Raw genomic sequence first — 22,494 nt, 5'->3', positions numbered from 1 at the left:
CATGACTGAGCAAGCGCGTAGAACCAAACCCAGTAAGGTTGATTTACTCCCTGAGAGTATTAAAAAGCACCTAGACGAAATGCTCCGCGATAAGCGTTTTAGCCAAGGCCAAATACTCGACGAAATAAACACCTTAATACTCAATGCGGGCTTAGATGAAGAAGCCACAATAAGCCGCAGTGGCCTAAGCCGCCATGCACAAAAAACAGAGGCCATTGGCCAGCGCCTAAGAGATTTACGCGAATCAACTAAAGCACTTACCGCGCAACTGGGCGATAAGCCCACAGGCGACACCACCAAGTTAATACTTGAGATGGCCCGTTCTTTATTATTTAAAGCCACAATGCAGCAAATGACCAACCCTGATGATGATGCTGCCGTTGATGTAGGCTTACTCAAAGAAGTGATGCTTGCCTGTCAACGCTTAGAATCCACCGCAATGAAAGCCCACCAGCGCGAAAAAGATATTCGTAAAGCCTTTGCGGAAGAAGCCGCCACCACCGCTGAGCACGTTGCAACGCAAGCAGGCATGACAGCCGACACCGTTGCACAAATCAAAAAGTCTATATTAGGGATTGTTTAACATGATAGCCGCTAATACAGCTGAGCAAATGAATGCTGAAATAAACCAGTTTAACGCTGACGAAGTATTGCTCGGGTATCAAAAACGCTGGATTGCTGACGACTCCGTTTTAAAAATTGCCGAGAAAAGCCGCCGTACTGGTTTAACCTGGGCTGAGGCTGCCGATGCTGTGTTATGCGCCGCAGCTGCACGCAGTGCCAATGGCTGCAATCATTTTTATGTTGGCTCAAATAAAGAAATGGCCCGCGAGTTTATTGATGCCGCCGCCATGTGGGCAAAAGCATTTAATAAAGCCGCCTCACAAGTGTGTGAAGAAGTCATAAAGAATGAAGACAAAGAAATTCTAACCTTTGTTATTTACTTTAGTTCAGGCTTTAAAATTCAGGCGCTCAGCTCTAACCCGTCTAATTTACGGGGTATGCAGGGCAACGTAACCATAGATGAAGCGGCCTTTCATGATCGCTTAGCCGAAGTACTCAAAGCCGCACTTGCTCTGACCATGTGGGGCTCAAAAGTGCGTTTAATTTCAACCCATAACGGGGTAGACAATTTATTTAACGAGCTTATTAAAGACAGCCGCGCAGGTAAAAAGCGCTACTCAGTTCACACCATCACCATTGAAGATGCCTGTAGTGAAGGCTTGTATCAGCGTATTTGCCAAATCAAAAAGAAATCCTGGTCACAACAATTACAGCAACAATGGATTGCTGATTTACTTAAAGATACCGCAAGCGAAGACGATGCCCGAGAAGAGTATTTTTGTGAGCCTAAAAAAGGCGGTGGCAACTACATACCCCGCGCATTAATTGAAATGGCGATGGTTAAAGGCATTCCCATTGTGACCTATGAAGCGCCTGCTGATTTTATGTCATGGACCGAAGACGCCCAAAAAGCTGTGATTGAGGCATTTTGTACAGAGCAATTGGATCTGTTTTTAACCACGTTAAATCCTGATCTGAACCATAGCTTTGGGGAAGACTTTGCCCGTCGTGGCGATTTAACCGTATTTGTGCCCCTTGAAATAGCCCGTGATTTATCCAAGCGCGTGCCGTTTTTAATCGAGCTTACCAACCTTACTTACGATATGCAGCGTTATGTGATGCTGTACGTGACTAAACGATTACCCCGCTTACAAGGGCTGGCGTTTGATGCAACAGGTAACGGTGGCTACTTAGCCGAAGCCGCCGCATTACATTTTGGTACTGACATGGTTGAGCAAGTCATGCTTAACGATCCATGGTACAGGGAGTGGATGCCCAAGCTTAAAGCCGAGTTTGAAGATAGAAATATTGCCATACCAAAACACCAAGACATTCTTGATGACTTACAAATGATCACCGTGCGTAACGGCACCCCAAAAATAGATAAAGGCAGCAGCAAAGGCACTGATGGCCGCCAGCGTCATGGTGATTTTGCTGTAGGGCTTGCAATGGCTGTACGTGCTGCTTGGATGCAAGGCAGCGCGATTGAGTTTACTCCATTGCCAGATAAGCATGCTGAAGATGAGTTTGACTATGACGAACTGGCCGACTACCAAGGCGCGGGGTGTTGGTAATGCGCTGGCGCATACTTTGCCAAGAGCTATTTACAGCCCAAGAAATTACGCTTGATTTTAGCGCCCCAAATAAAACCGCAGCCATCGACTATGCATTAAAGCTCGATGTGTATGTGATCACCTTAAAACAACTTATACGAGTTAAACCATGCTAGTAGATATTAACGGCGACCCGCTCACACTCGAGACCCTAGACGAAAAACAAACCGACAATAACAGCCGCGTTGCTTCGCTAATGAAAGAGTATGCAGATCATCCAACTCAAGGGCTTACCCCTGCAAAACTGGCAAACTTACTGCGCGAGGCTGAGCAAGGCAACCTAGCGGCCATGGCAGACCTAGCCAAAGATATGGAAGACAAAGACGGCCATATAAGCTGCGACTTAGGCAAACGCCGCCGCGCCATTGTTGGCCTAGATTGGAATATTAAAGCGCCACGTAATGCCAGCCCATTAGAGCAACGTGATGCCGATATGCTGGGCGAGATCATTGATGATGCCACTTGGTTTTATGATCTACTCTTTGATTTTAGTGACGCTATTTTAAAAGGCTTTTCACCCAATGAGCTGCAATGGGATTACGTAGAAAAACAGCAAATCATTACTGGCTATGAGTTTCGTGATCAAAACATCTTTAAAACGCACCCAGACAACCGCAATCAATTAATGCTCAATGATGGCAGCGCCAATGGCGAGCAGCCCAACCCGTTCGCCTGGGCTATGCATATTCATAAATCCAAGTCGGGTTATGTTCACCGTGCGGGGTTGGTGTCGGTATTAAGCTGGCCGTTCTTATTTAAAAATTATTCGGTACGTGATCTAGCCGAATTTTTAGAGATTTACGGTTTACCTGTGCGTGTGGGTAAATACCCCAGCGGTGCTAACCCAAAAGAAAAAGCCACACTGTTACGCGCAGTAATGAGTATTGGCCATAACGCAGGCGGTATAATCCCCAAAGGTATGGAAATTGATTTTCAAAGCGCCGCAAATGGCCAAGCCGATCCGTTTGAATCCATGATCCGTTGGTGTGAACTTACCCAATCTAAAGCAATTCTAGGAGGTACATTAACCAGCCAAGCCGATGGCAAAACCAGCACCAATGCGCTGGGTAATGTACATGCTGAGGCGCTAAGCTCTATCACCCAAAGCGACTTACATCAAATAGAGCAAACCATAAACCGCGATATTTTATACCCGCTTTATGCGCTGAATGGTAAAAGCTACGCAGGCAATCGCCGCCTGCCACGTTTTGAGTTTGACAACTCCACCAGTGACGAAATGCGCGACTTAGCTTACCCGCTGCGCTCATTGGTTTCGCTTGGTATGAAAGTCCCTAAATCATGGGTGCATGAGCGTTTAAATATTCCTATAGCCAAAGACGGCGATGACGTACTTGAAGCACCCACAGAGCCTATGAGTAACAATACAGCCGCATTAAAAGCCAGCTCGCTAGCAGTGCTTAAAAGTGAAGGCACAAGTAACCAAGGCCAAGCACAGCTCGACACGGCACTTGATGCCATTACCAGCGGCGATATGTGCGAAGAATACAAAACCGTATTACAGCCACTGCTTGATAAGCTAAACCAAAGCGAAGAACTGGCCGCCATTGAATTGGCTGAGCTTTACCCCATGCTGGATCAAGATGGCTTAACTGACTTACTCACGCGGTTGTTTTTTGTAAGTGAGCTGTGGGGTTCACTCAATGCCTAGCGTTAGTTTAACCAGCGCTTTTGATAAGCCGCCCGCAGACGCGGTGGCTTACTTTAAATCTAAAGGTTACGCAGTCAGCGACGAATGGCACGATATGTTGACCAGCGCCCACAGCAAAGCGTTTACCGTTGCACGCGCACAAAATATGGACGTGCTCAGTGCTATTCGTGGCGAGCTAGATGCCGCATTAACACAAGGGTTAACAGCTAAGCAGTTTAATGAGCGCCTAACCCCTCAGCTGCAAAAGCTTGGTTGGTGGGGCAAAGCTAAAAATGCCATGGGCGATGACATACAACTAGGTAGCCCGTACCGCTTAAACACAATTTACCGTACTAACATGCAAACGGCGTACATGGCTGGGCGTTATCGGCGCATGTTATCGCGTGCTAAAACGCATCCTTATTGGCAGTATGTGGCCATTGATGACGGCCAAACCCGCCCCGAGCATAAGCTATTAAATGGCCGCGTATTCAGATTTGATGATCCAATATGGCAAACCATTTACCCGCCTAATGGTTGGGGCTGTCGTTGCCGTGTACGCGCATTAACTGAGGCACAAGTTAAAGCGCGTGGTATTACGATTGAAGATGGCAGTAATTACGTGCAACCCTTTGATGCTGAGATTATCAGCCGCGAAACAGGCGATATTAAAACCGTGCCCCATGCCCGGGTAAAGCTACCCCCCGATGATGTAATGACACCTGACGTTGGCTGGGCATATTCACCAGGGCAAAGCGCCTTTGGCACCGATACAGCCATTGCCCAAAAGCTTAGTAAAGTGCCCGACCCACAATTAAGAGCCGATACCATCCAAGCCCTTAATAACAGCCCTGCGCGAGAGGCCGCGTTTGAGCTATGGACAAAAGAAAGCCTTGCCCGTGTTGAGCGCTACCAATTAGCTAAGCAAGCAAACAACGCCGCAGGCTTAAAAGCCAATGGCCCACGGCCACAACATAAAACCGTAGTGAGCTTTTTAGCAGACGATATAAACCAACAGCTGATTGATAAAGGTATTGAGGCTGGGCGTGTAATTACCTTAAGTGAGCGCGCATTAGCCCATGCCAACAGCACCCGCCATAAAGTAAAAGGCCAAGCACTAGAACTAAGTGAATATACCCAGCTCAGTACCTGGCTTAATAACCCACAAACCAAAGTGTATTGGGACACTACAAATAATAACCTTATGTATGTTTACCCAAGTGGTGAGCAAGTGATCAAAATGATTGTGGATTTTGCCAAGGTTGGCAGTGTACTCGACCCATTAATTAATGTGTTCAAAGTTACACAAGCAGATATAAACGCAGGGATTGCGGCAGGTTATTTGAAAGGCTGGCGATAGGGTGAGACTCGAACCCACATCATAACGAACACGTTAACCGTTACCCATTGGAAACACTACCGCCACTAATGATTATTAAATAGGCTATTACGTATGTCAACTATCTCACTTACCCTTGAAGGCACTGGCGTTATAACCATACTTGAACAGTTGGTTGAACGCTTTAACGACTTAAGCGAACCTATGGATGCCATTGCCGCTGTGATGGAAGGTGCCAGCGAAGATGCCCTAGCAGATCAGCAAAGCCCTGTTGATGGCTCGCCATGGCCAGCACTTAGCGATAATTACTTAAAACACAACCCCAACCGTGTCGGCGGGCAAATACTGCAAGCCACAGCTGGCGGACTTGCGGCCTCTATTACAGCAGACAGCGGCGACTTTTGGGCGCAGATTGGCAGTAACAAACCTTATGCTGCTATTCATAACTTTGGCGGCTTACCTGAAATGGCACCCGGCCCCGCTGCGATTCCCCAACGTGAATATTTAGGCATAAGCCGCGATAACGAAACCGAATTACTGGTAATACTGGGTGATCTTCTATTAGAAAGCTAAAAACGCCACAACGCCACCTAAGAGCGTATGCGGTATTTTAGTCGCGTGAATGTTGCAAGTATGGTATTAAATAAGCTGGAAATGGGTTTAGAAACGTTTCTAGGTTGAATAAAGACCAATATAACTAACTAAAATATTTTAATTATTCAGTCCAGACCGTAATATGAATACAGTTATATAATATTTACTTACCTTAAACTCAGAATGCAATCATAAAGGATCAATATGGCATTTGTAACCGAATTAGCACCAGAAGATAATAACATTGCAGCATCCGCAACTGCTGCTGTAACTGCTGATAGAATTGGTAATACTTTAAGAAGTACTTTTCAAGATCATATACACAAGAGAGAGTGCTCCAGTACTCAAAATGACTACAATGTTAAAATGGCTAGCCGGGCTATCGGAGCCTTTGTAATACAACATCTATGCTTCGTGGATACTAGTATTGCTGGTGCAGCAGTCTGTGATAGCTCTGAAGATGGAGGAATAGACGCAATACACGTTAATCATAACGAAAAAACAGTCGTTGTTGTTCAAGCTAAGTTTAATCAGTCCGGAGGTTCGACATGGTCTAAAGCTGATTTTTTAACTTTTAAATCAGCTTGCGAACATCTACAAGATAAGCAGTTTGCAAGATTCGATAGAATATTACGTAGCATCGAAAGCGATATTTTAACTGCACTTGATTCAATTGATTATACATTTAAATTTGTCATGGCTCATACAGGTAAACGCGGCGCTGCTGTAGAAATATTATCTGACATGCAAAGATGGCAACATGAGTTAAATGCAGCTGCGATAGTCCAAAATGATACACCTAATAATGCTTTGCCCTTCCAAGTACACCTTGTATCTGCTGAAGATATTGTTGATTGGATGCGTGTTCAATCATCAAGCACTATAGACCTTGAAGATGTTGAGCTAGAGCAATACGGTCAAATTGAATCAAACTACACTTCTTACTATGGGATGATTAGCGGCGAACAACTTGCTGAGTGGTGGGAACAACATTCAAATAACCTTTTCACCAAAAATATCCGTAATTTACTTGGTAAAACCGAAGTAAATGACTCAATCAAAACTACTGCTATCAATAATCCGGGGCTATTTTGGTTTTATAATAATGGGATTACTGTTCTTGTCAGAGGTATTGAACCCTTTAGGCGTAATAACAATCGCGATAGAGCCATGGGCCGTTTCAAATTTAGGGATGTAAGTGTGATTAATGGAGCGCAGACTCTGAGCACTATAGGCAATTTGGCCTCAGCACACCCTGAAGAAGTTGTGCAAATTAAGGTCCATATTAGATTTATCATTATTCCTGAAGGTGATAACGATAATATAATTCATGACATAACAAGAGCTAACAATCACCAAAATCGCGTACTAGGAAGAGACTTCGCTTCTCAAAATGAACAGCAAATCCGTCTAAGAGACGAGCTCATTATTGAAGGCTATACATATAAGCTATTGCGTACAAGCTCTTCTCAAATTGAAAATGAGCAAAATAATATAGACGTGGATGAAGCGCTCAATGCCCTTGCATGCTTAACCTCCACTCCAACAACTCTGGCATTACTAAAAAGCCAAAGAGGTAAGTTTTTTGATAATCTCCAAGGGTCGCAATATCGCTCTGTATTTAATAGCTCAGTTAGCGGAATTAAGTTAATAAATGCAGTAAGGCATTTAAGAATTGTTGATAAAAATATAAAGGAACTCTTGGAAGAAACTAATTATCAAACTGCCAAAAAGCGCTATGGTATATTGACACATGCTAATAGAGTTTTTGCTGCCTATGTTTTAAGTTCTACCCCTAATCTAGTTAATGCTAGAAACTTACTTGAACCTGATGAAGATAGAATTCGAACTTTGATAAATAGAATACTTAATTTAACCGAGCAATTAATAGAGCGTGACTATCCAAATGCTTATCCAGCTCGTTTTTTCAGTAACGTAGAGAAGATAGGTTTAACTTTAAGTTGTCTAAGAAATGATGCTCTACCTGAACCGATAGTTACATTACCAGAAGTGCCACTAACTATAACTAATTTTTAATCCAGTTTAAAATCCCCCTCGAAAGAAATCCCTAATACTGGCTGCAAGTTAATTTACTTGTAGCCAGTTACATGCCGTTAAATACTCACAACACAGACTTACCAAATACAACCAGGAGCTGTTTGCCACTGGAAGGCGTTTCACTTGCTGTACTAACGGCTAGTAAACCCGCACAAATGGGCCTTGCGGTATGTCGTTTTAATGCCGATGTAACCGCTGATGGCACCAGCCCACGCGTACAACTTGCACCTGATGGTTACTTTAGCGCAGGCGATGGCCGCCCAAATGACACTGAGCATAACGCTTGGCTAATGGATGAAACTGCGTTTAATACCCTTAAAGCAGATGCCAACACACGCCAAAACGATTACCACTTTGACTACGAACATCAAACACTTTATGCACAAGAAAACGGCAAGGAAGCCCCCGCCGCAGGGTGGTTTAACCCCACCGATTTAGAGTACATCCCAGGCGAAGGCTTGTTTGCACTCAACGTGCAATGGACAAAAAAAGCAGCCCAATTTTTGCGTGATGATGAATACCGTTTTATCAGCCCCGTATTTCATTATGGCCCCGATGGCCGCCCCGTTAAATTACGCCACTTTGCACTGACCAACGAACCCGCTGTTGATGGCATGCGCAAGGTGGCCGTTTTAAAAACCTCAACCCCTGAAAAGGAAACCACCATGAATGAAGCACTCCAGCTGCTTGCACTCTTGGGCGTGACAATTGGTGATGGCGAGCAGCCAACCACTGAACAATACGCCACAGGTCTTGCCGCACTCAAAGCGCTTAAAACAAAAGCCGACTCGGCTGATGAGCTAAGCACTAAATTAACCACCGCCAGCACTGAAGTCGCCGCACTTAAAGCAAGCTCAGGCTCAAGCGTTGACCTATCGAAATATGTGCCTGTTGCCACTTATAACGCAGTGACCCAACAGCTAGCCGTATTAAAAACGGAAAATGACGGTTTAACCGTTGAGCAGTCGATTGATGCCGCAAAAGCCGATGGCCGCATTATTGAAGCGGAGGTGTCGTACTTTCAAGATTTAGGCAAGCAAAACGGCGTGGCTGTTTTAAAAGCCGCGCTTGATGCTCGCAGCCCAATTGCCGCATTAACGGGCACTACCCAAAGCACCGGTGCACAAAAGAAAAAGGCTGACGAAGAACACAATCGTGATCCTGAATTAACCACTGAAGAACTCGCTGTACTCAAAGCCACTGGCATTGATAAAGCGGCATTCTTGAAAAATAAGGACGCATAACCATGGCCGCTATTGCAAAACGCCAAGGCAAATTTAGAGCCTACCCACTTGCTGCATCCATTGTACTAACTGGCGATGCACCAGCTATTTTAACCAGCAATGGTTTGCTAACCAACATTGGCACAGTTGGCACCTGTGCAGGGATTGTGCGCATGGGTGTTGATAACAGCCAAGGCGCTGACAAAGCACAGCGTGCAACCGTTGAAATTGGCGAGCACTTATTTGCCAATGCCGGTGATGTGCTCGACAGCCATATTGGCAGCACTGTGTATTTCTCGACCGATGGCCATGTGTCTATCGACTCTGCAACCGATAGCCGAAGCACCGCAGGCAAAGTAACGGAAGTTGCTGCTGAAGGTGTTTGGGTTGAACTAGGAATTTAAACCACTATGGATATTTCAGCCCCATCGTTACGCGCCGTTTTTACGGCCGTTAAAACTGAATTTAACGCAGGCCGTAGCACTTACACGCCTACATATACGCGTATTGCCACGGTCGTACCGTCGACCACATCAAGTGAAGATTATGCTTGGTTAGGTGAATTTAGCCGCTTGCGTGAGTGGATTGGTGATCGCCATATAAACAAAATGGCCTTGCACTCGTACTCGATTAAAAACAAAAAGTTTGAAGCCACTGAAGGCATCCCCAGCGAATACATTGAAGACGATACGTTTGGCGTGTTAATGGCTAAGTTCCAAGATATGGGCTATGCGGCAGCAACACACCCAGACGAACTAACCTATGCCTGTTTAGCCAGCGGCTGGAACACCTTATGTTATGACGGTCAAAACTTTTTTGATACCGAGCACGATGTCGGTGAAGGTGAAAACGAAAAGCTTGTATCAAATATGCAAGATGGCGCGTTAGCCCCTTGGTATTTATTGGATACCCGCCGCCCACTTAAACCGCTTATTTTCCAAAAGCGCAAAGACTACCAGCTCAGTGCTAAAACCGATGCGGGCAACTCTGATCATGTGTTTATGGCCGATGAGTATTTGTATGGCGTAGATGCACGTGTGAACGCAGGTTTTGGTTTTTGGCAACAAGCCTTTGGCTCAAAAGCCGAGCTAACTGAAGCAAACTTTAACAGCGCAATTGAAAAAATGATGGGCTTAAAGTCAGACAAAGGCCGCCCATTAGGCATTAACCCTGACTTACTCGTCGTTGGCCCAACGAACCGCAGCAAGGCTAAAGCACTCATTGAAGCTATGCAAAAAGAAGGTGGAGCATCAAACACCAACTATCAAGCGGTTGAAGTGATGGTTGTGCCTTGGCTTGATTAACCAGGCTTAACACTAACGTTTAGGGTTAGCCCTGCTAGCCCTACTGTTTTATATAAAGGCAGGATATGAAATGTCTAAAAATAGTACTGATACTGGGTGCATCATTGTCACTAACCCGCGCGGTCAAAAGTACCGCCGTGCGGGCCTTACATTTGCCCCAGGTAAAAATAAATTGCCGACCGCAGATATTAACGAGCAGCAACTTAAGACCCTTAGCGCTGATCCACACATTAGCGTGCAAACTCGTCAAGCGTCTACGCAGCCAAGTCCGCAATCATCATTGGACAATGGACGTGTGGATAGCACTGTAGCTATTGAGGTTGATTTAGCGGGTATTGATGAAAGCTTGCACCCGATTCTAGCCATCATGCTTGAGCAGCGCTTTGCTAAAAAGCCAACGGTTGATGAGCTTGAGTATCAAGTGCCTGGCATCGATGCTGGCGAAGTACTCACAATAAAACCCAGTGCCGAGCAGCGTAATGCCGCATGGAAAGTATTTAGCCATGCCGTTAAACAAGGTCAATCATCATGAGTTATGCCAGCACTAATGACATGCTAAAACGCTTTGGCCAGCAAGATTTAGTGCTGCTAACAGAGCGTGAAGACAGCGACCCCGAGCAAATAAACATGCCAATTTTAGAGCAGGCATTAACTGATGCCAGCGCTGAAATTAATGGCTATTTAGCGGGGCGTTATTCACTGCCACTGACGATTGTGCCAACCGTTTTAACGCGTTTGTGTTGCGATATTGCCCGTTACTTTTTGGGCACTGATAACGCGCCAGAGCACATTACTGAGCGCTATCAAAATGCAATTAAGTTTTTAGCGGCAGTTGGTAAAGGCACGTTATCGCTTGGTGTTGATGAGCTAGGCGCAAATGCCCAAACCGACGACACTGCAATAATGCAATCAGCAGGTAGCGTATTTGCCCGTGGTAAATCGAAAGGGTTTATCTGATGTTTGACATAACCGATGACTACCTAGCAGCACACGAGCCATTAAAAGCCGCGCTTGAGACTGTGCCCAACATTAAGCAAGTTAATTACATTACCGACTTAGCTGATTTGGGCGAGTCATCACAACGTACACCGTGCTTGCACTTTTTATATTTTGGCGACCAATTACCCGACACCGCAAACGCCGGCAATTTAATGCAAATTAAACAAACCTGGTTAGTGATTTTGGTTGTACGCCAAGGCCGTAAAGAAAATGCAGGCCCCCACTTGGTTAACACTATTCGCGCATTAGCTGGCAAAAAAGCAGGCGATACTGGCCCTTGGCTGCGTGTTAACTCACCGATTAAACCCCGATTCACCAAAGGTTTTGCGTATTACCCGCTGGCCTTTACTTGTCAAATGAGAATGAAAGGAGCGCACCTATGAGTGGCTTATTAGTAGCGGGCAATTTTTACATTGACCGATTAAGTAAAACGGGCCAAAGCACTGGTATTTTTGGCCCTATCAATATGACTAAGCTTGAGATCAAAACTGAAGCTGATTCTAAAATCCGTACATCAAAAAAGAAAGACTCTTACGGCCAAGCCCTGGACGATGTAAAAATTGCCAAGCCTGTTGAGCTGTCGATTGAATTTGATGATGTGCCGTCTGAACTGTTAGCGATGGCGCTAATGGGTAAAGTGGTTGATGTTAATCAAGCCAGTGGCACCGTAGCCGATGCCGCTAAAACACTCCCTGCAAACCAAGGTTGGTTAGAGCTTGGCCATAAGAACCTAGCAAGTGAAGGTTTAACCGTTAAACAAGCTGCTGTTGATTTAGTGCTAGGCACTGACTTTGAAGTGAACTATGCCCTTGGCCTTATTCGCTCCATTAAAGGCGGTGCAGTTGACGCTGGCGGCAGTATTACTTTGAGCTACCAACACAACGCTATGAGCGGCAGAGCCGTTGAAGGTGGTATTGAAAGCCAAGTACGTGCGCGTATTTTTGGTGAAGGTGAAAACCTTGCCAATGGTAAAGCAATTCAACTCGAAGTATACGAAAGCTCATTAATGCCTAATAAAGCAATCGACTTTGCGGCTAGTGAGTTTGTAAGCGGTGGTTTAACTGGCACGGCTAAAGTGGTGACAGGCAAAAATTCCCCGTTTTTATATACCGAACTCGACGCCTAATTTCCTGTGCGGGGCTGCGGCCCCTTTTTCACACTCTTAAACACCGTTTCAAATTGAGTTAACCCATGGCAGATAAAACCCTCGAACTAGCCCTACGCGTTGTTGCAGAAGCGACAGGCAAGCAAAATATTGAGCAACTGGTTCAAGAGCTGCGCAACATTGAGCAAAGTGCCGATGCCGCTAATCCTGCTGCTGATAAACTCAGTGAATCACTAGACCAAACCGATAACAGCGCCAAGAAAACCAGCCAAACCGCTGGCAAGCTTGCCAACGAATTAGACGGATTAGCTAATCAAGCTGATCTGATACGTGCATTTGAGCAGTCAAAACAAAAACTAGAACAACAAGAAATAGCTACAGCGGCGGCAGCTCAAGCCCTCGACCAATTACAAACCGAAACCAAAAACACTGATAAGCCATTTGTGCAACTCGCGCGCTCATTAGAAGCCGCTGAGAAAGATTTAACGCAAATGCGCACCGAGCTTACCCAGCAAACCAGTAAGCACGCAGCATTACAAACAGCCCTTAAACGCTCTGATGTTGATACTAATAACCTACGTGCGGCCAAACGTGACTTAGCAGCCCAGTTTGATAAATCTGGCCGCTCTGTCGATAAGTTTAGTAATGAGCTGCGCAAAGGAACTACAACCCAACGCGCTCAAGCACAAAGCTTAGACGGTATAATTGGCAAAGTTACCGCACTTGCTGCGGCTTATGTTGGGTTTGATCGGGTAGCCCAAGCCGTAAGCCAGGTATTTAGCACCGGTGATAAATTTGAAAAGCTCGGCGTGCAAATGCAAGCGCTTATGGGCGGCATTGCGGGCGGTGAAAAAGCCACCGCATGGGTAAAAGAATTTACTAAAAACACTCCGTTACAGTTGGGTGAAGTAAGCCAGGCATTTGTAAAACTAAAAGCGTTTGGCCTTGATCCAATGGATGGCACCATGCAGGCCATTACCGACCAAGCATTAAAGCTCGGCGGCGGGTTTCAAGAGGTTGAAGGTGTAAGCCTGGCATTAGGCCAAGCCTGGGCAAAACAAAAATTACAAGGCGAGGAAATACTACAGCTGGTTGAACGCGGTATCCCAGTATGGGATTTACTACAAAAATCAACAGGCAAAAACGTACAAGAATTACAGCAATTATCTACAGCTGGTAAGTTAGGCCGTGATGTAATTAAAGGCTTAATTGATGAAATGGGGCGTAGTAGCGTTGGCTCAGCAGCCGCCCAAATGGCGCTCTTTAGCGGGCAGGTATCTAACGCTAAAGACAACATGGCTCAGTTTTATAACCTTATAGCGCAAAGTGGCGCTATGGAGTGGTTAAAAGGACAAATAACAGCGCTTAATACTGAATTTGCAGCCATGGCGAAAGATGGGCGTTTAAAAGAGTGGGCGCAACAGATTAGCGACGCGATTGTTGGCACCGGTAAAGCAATACAAAACACGGCTACTACTTTATACGAATATCGCGAAGAAATAGCAACTGTTGCTAAAGTATGGCTAGCGCTAAAAGTAGGTAACTATTTTACAAGTGTGATCAGCGGCGCAACAGCAGCTATGGCATCATTAAGAACCTACACCGCTGCTGTAGGAACTACTACAGTGGCGACAAATGCCGCAGGTATTGCGGCCGCGAAGTGGAGCACAGCGCTTAAAGCCGTCGGTAAAGCTGGCTTATATGCTTGGTTAATTACCGAGTTAATAGACGTAGGTTTGCTATACAAAGACCTACTAGTAGCAGAGGAAGCGCTGCGCAAATCTAAGCAGCAATCAGCCCAACAAGCCCAGCTGCTTGCTGACGAGCTAAAGTATTTATCTAATTCTACCGGTTTAGTTATTACCAACATGACCGAGTTAGACGCGCTAATAGAGGCCGGTAAACTCATTTGGGATGAGGCAAACCAGCAATATATAAATGTTGAGTACCAGCAACAAAAGCTAGCCGAGGCCACCGCTAAAACACTCGCTGCTGAAAAAGAGCGCCAGGCGTTTTTAAACTTATCGTTACCCGAAGCCCTTAAAACCATTGAGTCATTAGAGCAGCAAGCAACAGCCATGGACGGTGTAACCGTTGGGGTTGATGGCTTCATTCAAAGCATTGAATCTGCTCGTGCTGCAATTGCTGGCGCTGGTGAACAATACCAAGGCCAGCTCGCTATTTTAGATGCCCTACAAATTAAATTTGAAGAGCACGGCGCAATGCTTGAACGCCAAAAGGTATTTGCCGGCGATGTTGAAAAAGCCTACAAAGAGCTTGGTTTAACCTCAACCAAAGCCCTAGACGATACAGCTAACAAGCTGCGCGCTGCTTATGAGCTAATGCAGCAATCAGAGCAGCCATTAGGCATACAACGCCAGGCATATTTAAAGTGGGCAGAGGCCGCAATTGCCGCTGCTGACGCAACAGATCAAACCGTACCTTCAAGTATCCAAGCCGCAGCGGCGGCATTAGGGTTAACTAAAGAACTTGATAAGCTGATTGAAAAAGCAAATGCCTTAAAGCCTGTAACAGACACAAACAGCGATGCAGTTAACCGCTTTACTCGCGAGTTAGAGCAAACCCGCGACGCAATAAAAACTAACCAGCAAGTAATGGCGAGCAGTACGGCCACAGCTGAGCAAAAAGCTCAGGCACAAGCCGCACTGACTATTCAACAGCAACGCTTAACAGATCAAACGAACGATTTAAACCGTGTACAGCAACTAGAGGTATTAAGCCTTAGCGAGCTACAGCGTCGACAAATTAGCGTGACCGCAGAGCTTGAGCGTTTAAACGATGCTTACCAAGCAGGTGCTTTGACAGCTCAAGAGTATAATTACCAAAAAGAGCGTTTAGGTGATGTATTAGCCGTTGTAAACAACTTGCTTGGTGACTTTAAAGGTGCACAAGATGCAGCGACTGCATCGATTAGAGCGGGTACACAAGCCACTAATGATCAAGTTAAAGCGTCTGGTTTTGCGACTAAAAGCTTACGTGAGCAGCGCGACGAGCTAGAGCAAATATCACGCTCAGCATCGACGGCGGCAAGTAACGTAAGTCGTTATAATTCGGCTGCTGGGGCAAGCGTCAAGACGATTGTAGATTACCAAGAAAAGAACGGTAATAGCCCTTACGATTTAGATACAAAAGCAATACGCGAAGAAAAAGAAAAGCGCGGCTACGCTAATATTCAAAGCGTTCAATTTAGTAAGTTCAGCGGTCAAATTGATAACGCCAGCAGTAGCAAAGCGCTGACTGAGCTATACAACAAAATCAATAAGCAGCTTACATACCTAACGCGTGAGCAAAAGAGTACATTAAACGCAGCTATTAACGCACAACAGCAAGCAATAAAAGCGCAAAGCACCACTCAAAAAGCGGTTGAGCAAGTACAGACGTATACGCCTTCGCCTACACCTACACCAAGCTATACGCCGCCTACAAACAATTATACGCCTAGTAATAACGCCTCTAACGCCGATTTAAACAGCCTTACAACAGCTGTGCGTGAGTTGATCACCATGCTTAAAAGCCAGCAGACTTTTACTAGTAACACCAATGGCAAAACAGTCCGGTTAGAACTTGTGTTGCCTGGCGGGCAATCAGCCAATTTATTAGCTGAGTTTGAAGAGCAGTTTTTACAAAAACTTGAACAGTTGAGTAACACCCAATGATCGTAATAAATGCACAAAGCCTAGATAACTTAATTTGGCTCAATGAGTTTGATTATTTGCCAGTAGCCGAGCAAACCGAACGTGCTTTAAATGGTGCGCAGCACATTGAAAAAACACTGATACCACAAGGCCGCCCAATTAATCTATACAGTGACTTTGAAGCTGCCAGCGTGTTTACACCTTTATATGAGCATGCACAAACAACCCTCACCGCGTTTGAAATAACTATACGCGGGACTGTGTTTAATGTGGTTTGGGACCATTCACAAAAGGCAGTAGAGGGAACACCGCATACGCATTTTTCAGACTCTGCGCCTACTTATTTCCAAAATATAAACTTACGTTTAAAAACCGTTTAAATAGGAGTTTAAACATGAACAGAACCGATTTAAAAATATTCAAATCCCAGCGCATAGGCAACGAGTTACACGCAGGTGGCCACCGTACCAGCAATGCAATCGTGAGCGGTAAATTAAACGATGTATTTAGCTCAATCAGTGATATTGACCATGCGCGTTCATCATTTGATTTGGTGAAGCTATACCCGGCGCTAAGCACTGACGATTCAAGCCGCCTGCAGGACGCGCACATATTTCTAAGCGACCAGCCAGATGATGCGCTTGTAAACGTGTTACTCGTTGAAGCGCAGGAACTAAAAGACACAGACACAGTAGCCGAGATGCTGCCATATTTAGGACTTGATACAACTAAATTTCATGGCACTAGCTTTTTAACTGCACCAGTGAATGCAGCCGCTCAATTGCTCAGTATTGAATCAGTAACACGCACGTTAACGCCAAGCATTAAAACGGTTAGTTCCAAGATTGGATTAAAACCAGCCTCTGAAGCATTTAATGTTTATCGGACTAAGCGTATTTTAAGCTATGGCAACATTACTGAAGTGAATATAGACGTACCCGATATGCTTTTAGCAGATCCGCATTATTATGCTGAATATCAATATCAGCGATATTATGGTCAAGGCACTTCAACAGGCGCACAACTCGGTATATTTACTAGACATTTATCGCAAGAAGAACTCACATTTGAAAATGGTGTTGTTTCATCGTCTATTAATATTGCGGTCTCTAAAGGGCAATATTTCACGTTGTTCTATATGTCGAATGAAGATTTACGTTTTCATTCATTTTCAGACAGTCAAACTATTTCACTTGCAGCTAATGAACGCGTTTTAAAAGGCTCAGCAAGACTTAAAAAATCAAGCGATGCGTCGGTTTACACAGATGATAGTCAAGGCCGATTCGTCTCAGCGGGTTATGTGTTTGCAACCATAGATTATGAGTCGGGTATTATTACAGCAATAGACCCCATTGATTACTCTGGTACTGTAACCGAAAATTTAGGCGTGATAATAGAAAAAGGCAATCGCACAATTAGTAAAAAACAATGGCAGTTACCGAGCAGTAATTTTGCGCGTGACTCAGTTTATATACGTTTTGAAACACAGGCGGGTGCTACGTTCTCAGCATCAAGCGATTTAAGCGGTAATATTACCGGCACTAATTGCACCGGCACAGTAAGCGAAACGGGCTATGTTGATATTGAGTTTAGCCAAGGCGTAAAGCCTGCCTCAATTAGTTATGACTTCAACGAAGTTAGCGTAATAACTGTTCCAGCCCCACCGGGTGGTTTTGATACGTCAACACTTCCAAATAATGGCACCGTGAATATATTCAATGAATTTGGGCAAGTTTGCGTCCAAAACAGAGTGCGTACTCAACATCAAAACCTTACCAGCGGCCAGAGTATTAACGTAATTGTAGATGCAAATTTTGTTGATATTGTGGATGGACAAGGAATGAGTTTATGGTCAGTTACAGATGCTAATTACAGCTATGACAAAGTAAAAGGTGAGGTAAAAATAAACGCAGGTATAAGCGTATTTTCACCGCCATATATTATTACAGCCATTCAATCAGAATTAGTCACTATCGGTGCAATGAACAGCAATGAATTAAGCCTGCTAACACCGCTTAAACGTGCATACCCAATGGGTGCAACAGTGAGTAGTGTTCAGGTGCTTGGTGATTTTCAGGGACAAACAAAAGACGAACGAACTCTTTCCGCTTGGCAAAATAATTTTGGTGAGATAGGCGCTGCTGCATCGTCAGCAATCAATACAACTCAATACCCAATTGAGCTGACAAATATTGGTGCAATAGCTCAGCGCTGGGCCATCGTGTTTACATCAACAACGGCTTACAACGTTATTGGTGAATCAGTCGGTAATATATACAGCGGCGACACGCTAAACGACTGTGCGCCCATTAACTCATTCGCAGGCGCGCCGTATTTTGTATTACGAAAGCAAGCTTTTGGCGCTGGTTTAAACCCCGGCGAAGCATTTTTATTTGAAACCCTCGCTGCAAGCAAGCCAACTATGATTACCCGCTCAGTATCACCCGGTCACTCTGAAATAGTGCGTGACAATTCAACATTAAGTTTTCGTGGAAATAAGGATTAAATTATGTCTCAAGCAGTAACAGTATATAGATGGGATGATGACGGCGCACCGCAATTAACTCAGACACACGGCTCAGCCGTTGATGTTTTAAAAAAGTGCTTAATTGATGGTTATGGCACAAAACCCCCAGCTGGTTGGGTATTAGAAGAAATATCACAAAACAATAAAAACATGATATTTAGTCCAGCTAGCCGTGCTTGGATGTATTTAATTTATGACGATGGTCGTAATTCGTTTTGGGGTGACAGGGCCGCCCTTTTTGGGGCTATTGATGCTTATAACTCGATAGAGGAACCAATATCATCATTAAATTACAGTAGTTGGACAGCTCAACCATCTAATGACGAAGCTGTTTTCAATCAAATAATAGACAAGAAAACCTTTAAGTGGTTGATATTAGCAACAAAAGAAAGTTTCTATTTACTTTTAGATAATATTGGAACAAGCGATGCTAGCGCTGCATGCTTTGTAGGTAAGCTTGATGCCAATGGTCATAATTTAGCTTATACCGCCATAGGCAATTTTGGTTATTATAAAGATTATGATGTGGGTCAATTATTTAGTAACTATTCAGGGCATAACGCATTTCTTAATAAAAAGACATCTTTCCCAATTTTGGTAGACGTTAACACAGGTGTTTTAAACTCGATAAATTCCATTGGGCCAATAGACTTCCATAATGATCATGGTCATTACTCTAAATCATCAGCATTTTCTAGCTCTGGAGTTTGGGGGCGCTTACTTATAAACAATAACGCTAACAAATTATCCGCATTATTTCCATTTGTTGAAATTCCATTATCACCGCCAAAATCTTGGCCAGCTCGTTTTGAGGTCGTTGGAGATTATCTTTATTTTAACCGTGTACGTTTTTACTTGGGTGAATAATGAAATATTCAATACGTTATGGCATTGCGACAATCCCTGATGAAATTTATGTCAATGGTGTGATTGAGCCTAAAAATGACCTTATTTTAAAATCTCAGATGGTGGTTGCTTTAGATAAAACAAACTATAAACCAGTTGCTTTTGCTAATACAGGACAAAACGGTGAGTTTTACTTTAGATTAGGTAGCCTAAACACTTTAACAGTTTTATGTTTCGACAAAACAGGAACCTACTCTGTTAGCGCTATTGATAACGTTACTCCAGCAATAAAAACATACCCCCAAAGTTGAGTTAAATCATGGAGAAACCCTTATCTTTAAAGTTTAGCGACAAGAGAAATTTAATTAAATTCATATTTAAAAAGGTGGTCACGGTTAATACGCCGCCACTTAGATTTTATTTTGGAGATGATTCAGGGCCAGGTGATCCAACTATACCAGTTTTGCAGTCTAATATTGGTATCGAGTTGGATTCAAGCTGGTTAACTCTGCAATTAATTACACAAAGTAAAAATTTAGCATGGCAAACACAATCTGTTAAAGCTGAGTTTGAAACAGTGTTTAACAGCTCTCAATTAAAACGTGCTTTTTTTATTGCTAGCTGGAAATTGCCCACCGTAATTACAACACAATATGGCGCTAAGTGGGGTAACAGCGGGCAAGTATCAAACGACATTCAAATACTCCAAACTATCACCACAATTGAATATAACGAAAAGGATTTTCACTGGCTAACTCAGCTCGATGTTGAACATACCGAGCTTAAACAACGTTGGAACAGCTCTGAATTACTTAACATAGCACGTGAGTTGCATTGGTTTGTAAAGCCACTTTTAGAGTCGCGTGAGCTAGTTATTCATTATGGTGAAACGGATAAGGAGTATATTTGTTATTGGAAAAACCACCCATTTAAAGGGTACGCTGTAGGTGAGTTTTCAGAGCGTGCAAAATCGTACAACGGCCATTTAATTATGCGCTTTAACAACCCCGACAAAGTTTGTTATTGGGGCCTACCGGGTGGCCTTGTTCGTGGCGACGATGACGTACCAACAATAGACAGAAAAATCCCAATAGAGCCTCAAATTAGGAATACATACATCATGCAGCCAACCATAAATTGCGTGCGAGTTTTAGACGACGTAAAAATACTTATTAGTAGTGTTAATTACTCAGTATCGCGCAGCCAGTTTAGCGCTACTGCTAGCCTTAAATTTTGTTCTCGTATCGACTTTGAACGCGCGCTGGGCCAAGAGCTTAAAATATCGCTAAATGGTTATGACTTTTATGTGATTTGTGAGCAGCCAAGTACGAATAATCGCTTTGCAAACTCAAGCTATAGTGCAAGCTGTCGAGGTCGCTTTGCACTACTGTCAGCACCATACGCTCGCGCAACGAACTACGCGAACCCCACAGCTAAAACCCTAGCAGGGATCATGTCTGACATACTCGTTAATACGGGTTGGTCACTCGACAATAAAATGATTGATTATCCAATTCCAACAGGCGCATTTAGTTATACAAACTTAACCCCAGCTGCGGCACTGTTAAGTGTGGCTAAGTCGGTAGGTGCAATGCTTGATATAGACAGTGCGAACAAAACGGTGTCAGTTATTCCCTCATGGCCTGTTATGCCTTGGGATACTGAAAACGCTATTTGTGATGTAATACTCAATGATTCAATCATACTTGAGCACAATACCAGCCAGACAATAAGCCAAGCGCATAACGCGATATTTGTGCGAGGTGAGCAGCAAGGCGTAGCGTGTAAAATAAAACGTGCAGGTACGCTTGGCGATCAGTTTGCTAATGATGTTGTAGACACGCTAATCACGCATAATCAAGCAGCCCGTCAACGCGGAACGTGTGAGCTGGCTAACAGCGGTAAGAAACAAAATACAACAATAAGAACCAAGCTTTTAGATGACCTACCGCCAATCCGCCCTGGTATGTTAGTCGGTGTTACATACAGCGACACTACGTACAAAGCAACGTGCGATAGTATGGACATAAGCGCAAGCATAAACGATTCAGGGGCTATTACAGTAAGCCAAACAATAAAGGTGATCAGCAATGTCTAACACACTAAACCGACTTGGCTCAGTGCTCGATAGAACTCAGCGAACAATAGCAACGGTTGTTACGGTTAACTCAAACGGCACAACGTTAGTCGAATACAGCGACAGCAGTCAGAGCATTGTACTAGGTGACAGTGTTCAAACAGGGGCTGTATACGTAGAGAATGGTAGAATTGTTGGCCCAGCACCAACATTGCCATATACAGAGATTGAAGTTTAAGTATTTGGAAAGCTGTTTAATATAGAGTAATTTCTATTTTTCGCAGTTATCGCGCGAAGCGCGGGAAATTTTCGCGCGGCGCATCACTCTACAATTTGAAGCCTGATAATGTCGTAGTGCCCATAGCGGTGGAGAGCCACAGTGAAATGCTACACTATCTTTGTGTCGGGGCGGCCTTCTGTGGGGCTCGCCTTCGAGCTGTTTTGTTTCACTACTGAGTTCGGCATGGGCTCTTGGCTATTTACTAAATCCCAGACAGCAAAAAAACCATCACTTTTCTGCAGACGTAAAAAAGCCCGAATCGTTAGATTCGGGCTTTCTACAATTTGAAGCCTGGTAATGTCCTACTTTCACATAGCAAATGCTACACTATCATCGGCGCTGTTTCGTTTCACTACTGAGTTCGGCATGGAATCAGGTGGGTCCAAAACGCTATTGTCACCAAGCAAATATGGTGCAGAGAATTAATGACAAGCACGTAGTGCTACCATTTTCTTTGCGCAAGGTGCCTCAACTTTAACGCTACGCGCTAAGAGTCACCTCTTGAATTTGGAAAATATCTGATAATATTTTTTAAGTCTTTCAGTAATATCTACTTTAGTCATATTAACTTCTTCGCGTGTTTCACTATCACATAAAACGCGTTTGGCGTTGTATGGTTAAGCCTCACGGGTAATTAGTACAAGTTAGCTTAATGGCTCAC

The 22,494-nt window shown here is 44.2% G+C and carries 21 protein-coding genes and 1 rRNA gene; 21 read left to right on the top strand and 1 reads right to left on the bottom strand.

The features are described from left to right. The first annotated feature begins 1 nt into the window (after position 1). From H5119_RS13725 to H5119_RS13625, 21 genes are all read left to right on the top strand, one after another. Positions 2-583, top strand: coding sequence for a DUF3486 family protein (locus tag H5119_RS13725; protein WP_182702639.1), 582 nt, complete (start codon positions 2-4; stop codon positions 581-583). Position 584: 1 nt separating this feature from the next. Then, complete coding sequence (locus H5119_RS13720; protein ID WP_182702638.1) at positions 585-2,138, top strand: terminase large subunit domain-containing protein; 1,554 nt, start codon at positions 585-587, stop codon at positions 2,136-2,138. Then, positions 2,138-2,293: a hypothetical protein gene (locus tag H5119_RS13715; RefSeq protein ID WP_182702637.1), complete on the top strand. Its 156-nt coding sequence runs from the start codon at positions 2,138-2,140 to the stop codon at positions 2,291-2,293. The genes H5119_RS13720 and H5119_RS13715 overlap by 1 nt, the downstream gene beginning before the upstream one ends. Further along, positions 2,287-3,846 carry a DUF935 domain-containing protein gene (locus H5119_RS13710; protein ID WP_182702636.1) on the top strand — a complete coding sequence of 520 codons (1,560 nt, stop codon included), beginning with the start codon at positions 2,287-2,289 and terminating at the stop codon, positions 3,844-3,846. Before H5119_RS13715 ends, H5119_RS13710 begins: the two co-directional genes overlap by 7 nt. Continuing rightward, entirely contained in the window at positions 3,839-5,185 is a 1,347-nt protein-coding gene (locus tag H5119_RS13705) for a phage minor head protein (RefSeq protein WP_182702635.1), read from the top strand. Before H5119_RS13710 ends, H5119_RS13705 begins: the two co-directional genes overlap by 8 nt. Before the next feature lie 93 nt (positions 5,186-5,278). Then, the gene (locus tag H5119_RS13700; RefSeq protein ID WP_182702634.1) at positions 5,279-5,737 is read left to right on the top strand and encodes a phage virion morphogenesis protein; all 459 of its coding nucleotides are present in this window, start codon (positions 5,279-5,281) and stop codon (positions 5,735-5,737) included. A 225-nt stretch (positions 5,738-5,962) separates the two neighbouring features. Continuing rightward, the gene (locus tag H5119_RS13695) at positions 5,963-7,795 is read left to right on the top strand and encodes an AIPR family protein (protein ID WP_182702633.1); all 1,833 of its coding nucleotides are present in this window, start codon (positions 5,963-5,965) and stop codon (positions 7,793-7,795) included. 71 nt (positions 7,796-7,866) lie between these two features. Continuing rightward, complete coding sequence (locus H5119_RS13690; protein WP_182702632.1) at positions 7,867-9,060, top strand: phage protease; 1,194 nt, start codon at positions 7,867-7,869, stop codon at positions 9,058-9,060. A gap of 2 nt (positions 9,061-9,062) precedes the next feature. Continuing rightward, a complete protein-coding gene (locus tag H5119_RS13685; protein WP_182702631.1) occupies positions 9,063-9,443 on the top strand; it encodes a hypothetical protein in 381 nt (126 codons plus the stop codon). Positions 9,444-9,449: 6 nt separating this feature from the next. After that, on the top strand, positions 9,450-10,343 hold the full coding sequence (locus tag H5119_RS13680) for a Mu-like prophage major head subunit gpT family protein (RefSeq protein ID WP_182702630.1): 894 nt from the start codon (positions 9,450-9,452) through the stop codon (positions 10,341-10,343). 70 nt (positions 10,344-10,413) lie between these two features. Beyond that, positions 10,414-10,875 (top strand): HI1506-related protein, encoded by a 462-nt coding sequence (locus H5119_RS13675; RefSeq protein WP_182702629.1) that lies wholly within the window; start codon positions 10,414-10,416, stop codon positions 10,873-10,875. After that, complete coding sequence (locus H5119_RS13670) at positions 10,872-11,300, top strand: gp436 family protein (protein WP_182702628.1); 429 nt, start codon at positions 10,872-10,874, stop codon at positions 11,298-11,300. Before H5119_RS13675 ends, H5119_RS13670 begins: the two co-directional genes overlap by 4 nt. After that, on the top strand, positions 11,300-11,725 hold the full coding sequence (locus tag H5119_RS13665; protein WP_182702627.1) for a hypothetical protein: 426 nt from the start codon (positions 11,300-11,302) through the stop codon (positions 11,723-11,725). Before H5119_RS13670 ends, H5119_RS13665 begins: the two co-directional genes overlap by 1 nt. Further along, positions 11,722-12,468, top strand: coding sequence for a hypothetical protein (locus H5119_RS13660; protein WP_182702626.1), 747 nt, complete (start codon positions 11,722-11,724; stop codon positions 12,466-12,468). Before H5119_RS13665 ends, H5119_RS13660 begins: the two co-directional genes overlap by 4 nt. A gap of 65 nt (positions 12,469-12,533) precedes the next feature. Next, complete coding sequence (locus H5119_RS13655; RefSeq protein ID WP_182702625.1) at positions 12,534-16,124, top strand: tape measure protein; 3,591 nt, start codon at positions 12,534-12,536, stop codon at positions 16,122-16,124. Continuing rightward, the gene (locus H5119_RS13650; RefSeq protein ID WP_182702624.1) at positions 16,121-16,483 is read left to right on the top strand and encodes a hypothetical protein; all 363 of its coding nucleotides are present in this window, start codon (positions 16,121-16,123) and stop codon (positions 16,481-16,483) included. Before H5119_RS13655 ends, H5119_RS13650 begins: the two co-directional genes overlap by 4 nt. A 14-nt stretch (positions 16,484-16,497) precedes the next feature. Continuing rightward, positions 16,498-18,609 carry a hypothetical protein gene (locus H5119_RS13645; protein ID WP_182702623.1) on the top strand — a complete coding sequence of 704 codons (2,112 nt, stop codon included), beginning with the start codon at positions 16,498-16,500 and terminating at the stop codon, positions 18,607-18,609. A gap of 3 nt (positions 18,610-18,612) precedes the next feature. Next, positions 18,613-19,497: a hypothetical protein gene (locus H5119_RS13640; protein WP_182702622.1), complete on the top strand. Its 885-nt coding sequence runs from the start codon at positions 18,613-18,615 to the stop codon at positions 19,495-19,497. After that, entirely contained in the window at positions 19,497-19,787 is a 291-nt protein-coding gene (locus H5119_RS13635) for a hypothetical protein (protein ID WP_182702621.1), read from the top strand. Before H5119_RS13640 ends, H5119_RS13635 begins: the two co-directional genes overlap by 1 nt. A gap of 8 nt (positions 19,788-19,795) precedes the next feature. Then, positions 19,796-21,574, top strand: a complete 1,779-nt coding sequence (locus tag H5119_RS13630) for a hypothetical protein (protein ID WP_259398995.1) — start codon at positions 19,796-19,798, stop codon at positions 21,572-21,574. Beyond that, the gene (locus tag H5119_RS13625; RefSeq protein ID WP_182702620.1) at positions 21,567-21,791 is read left to right on the top strand and encodes a hypothetical protein; all 225 of its coding nucleotides are present in this window, start codon (positions 21,567-21,569) and stop codon (positions 21,789-21,791) included. Before H5119_RS13630 ends, H5119_RS13625 begins: the two co-directional genes overlap by 8 nt. A gap of 331 nt (positions 21,792-22,122) precedes the next feature. Here H5119_RS13625 and rrf read toward each other — a convergent pair. After that, a 5S ribosomal RNA gene (gene rrf, locus H5119_RS13620) occupies positions 22,123-22,237 on the bottom strand. Between the last annotated feature and the right edge of the window lie 257 nt (positions 22,238-22,494).

The sequence above is a fragment of the Pseudoalteromonas sp. SG45-5 genome (assembly GCF_014164085.1).
GTDB classification, from domain to species: domain Bacteria; phylum Pseudomonadota; class Gammaproteobacteria; order Enterobacterales; family Alteromonadaceae; genus Pseudoalteromonas; species Pseudoalteromonas aliena.
The sequence above is the reverse complement of the archived record's forward strand: the minus strand, read 5'-3'. Positions and strand labels throughout refer to the sequence as shown.

Excerpts from the sequence above, each read along its gene's own strand:
- H5119_RS13725 (WP_182702639.1), top strand. The coding sequence starts at position 2 with ATGACTGAGCAAGCGCGTAGAACCAAACCCAGTAAGGTTGATTTACTC.
- H5119_RS13720 (WP_182702638.1), top strand. The coding sequence starts at position 585 with ATGATAGCCGCTAATACAGCTGAGCAAATGAATGCTGAAATAAACCAG.
- H5119_RS13715 (WP_182702637.1), top strand. The coding sequence starts at position 2,138 with ATGCGCTGGCGCATACTTTGCCAAGAGCTATTTACAGCCCAAGAAATT.
- H5119_RS13710 (WP_182702636.1), top strand. The coding sequence starts at position 2,287 with ATGCTAGTAGATATTAACGGCGACCCGCTCACACTCGAGACCCTAGAC.
- H5119_RS13705 (WP_182702635.1), top strand. The coding sequence starts at position 3,839 with ATGCCTAGCGTTAGTTTAACCAGCGCTTTTGATAAGCCGCCCGCAGAC.
- H5119_RS13700 (WP_182702634.1), top strand. The coding sequence starts at position 5,279 with ATGTCAACTATCTCACTTACCCTTGAAGGCACTGGCGTTATAACCATA.
- H5119_RS13695 (WP_182702633.1), top strand. The coding sequence starts at position 5,963 with ATGGCATTTGTAACCGAATTAGCACCAGAAGATAATAACATTGCAGCA.
- H5119_RS13690 (WP_182702632.1), top strand. The coding sequence starts at position 7,867 with ATGCCGTTAAATACTCACAACACAGACTTACCAAATACAACCAGGAGC.
- H5119_RS13685 (WP_182702631.1), top strand. The coding sequence starts at position 9,063 with ATGGCCGCTATTGCAAAACGCCAAGGCAAATTTAGAGCCTACCCACTT.
- H5119_RS13680 (WP_182702630.1), top strand. The coding sequence starts at position 9,450 with ATGGATATTTCAGCCCCATCGTTACGCGCCGTTTTTACGGCCGTTAAA.
- H5119_RS13675 (WP_182702629.1), top strand. The coding sequence starts at position 10,414 with ATGTCTAAAAATAGTACTGATACTGGGTGCATCATTGTCACTAACCCG.
- H5119_RS13670 (WP_182702628.1), top strand. The coding sequence starts at position 10,872 with ATGAGTTATGCCAGCACTAATGACATGCTAAAACGCTTTGGCCAGCAA.
- H5119_RS13665 (WP_182702627.1), top strand. The coding sequence starts at position 11,300 with ATGTTTGACATAACCGATGACTACCTAGCAGCACACGAGCCATTAAAA.
- H5119_RS13660 (WP_182702626.1), top strand. The coding sequence starts at position 11,722 with ATGAGTGGCTTATTAGTAGCGGGCAATTTTTACATTGACCGATTAAGT.
- H5119_RS13655 (WP_182702625.1), top strand. The coding sequence starts at position 12,534 with ATGGCAGATAAAACCCTCGAACTAGCCCTACGCGTTGTTGCAGAAGCG.
- H5119_RS13650 (WP_182702624.1), top strand. The coding sequence starts at position 16,121 with ATGATCGTAATAAATGCACAAAGCCTAGATAACTTAATTTGGCTCAAT.
- H5119_RS13645 (WP_182702623.1), top strand. The coding sequence starts at position 16,498 with ATGAACAGAACCGATTTAAAAATATTCAAATCCCAGCGCATAGGCAAC.
- H5119_RS13640 (WP_182702622.1), top strand. The coding sequence starts at position 18,613 with ATGTCTCAAGCAGTAACAGTATATAGATGGGATGATGACGGCGCACCG.
- H5119_RS13635 (WP_182702621.1), top strand. The coding sequence starts at position 19,497 with ATGAAATATTCAATACGTTATGGCATTGCGACAATCCCTGATGAAATT.
- H5119_RS13630 (WP_259398995.1), top strand. The coding sequence starts at position 19,796 with ATGGAGAAACCCTTATCTTTAAAGTTTAGCGACAAGAGAAATTTAATT.
- H5119_RS13625 (WP_182702620.1), top strand. The coding sequence starts at position 21,567 with ATGTCTAACACACTAAACCGACTTGGCTCAGTGCTCGATAGAACTCAG.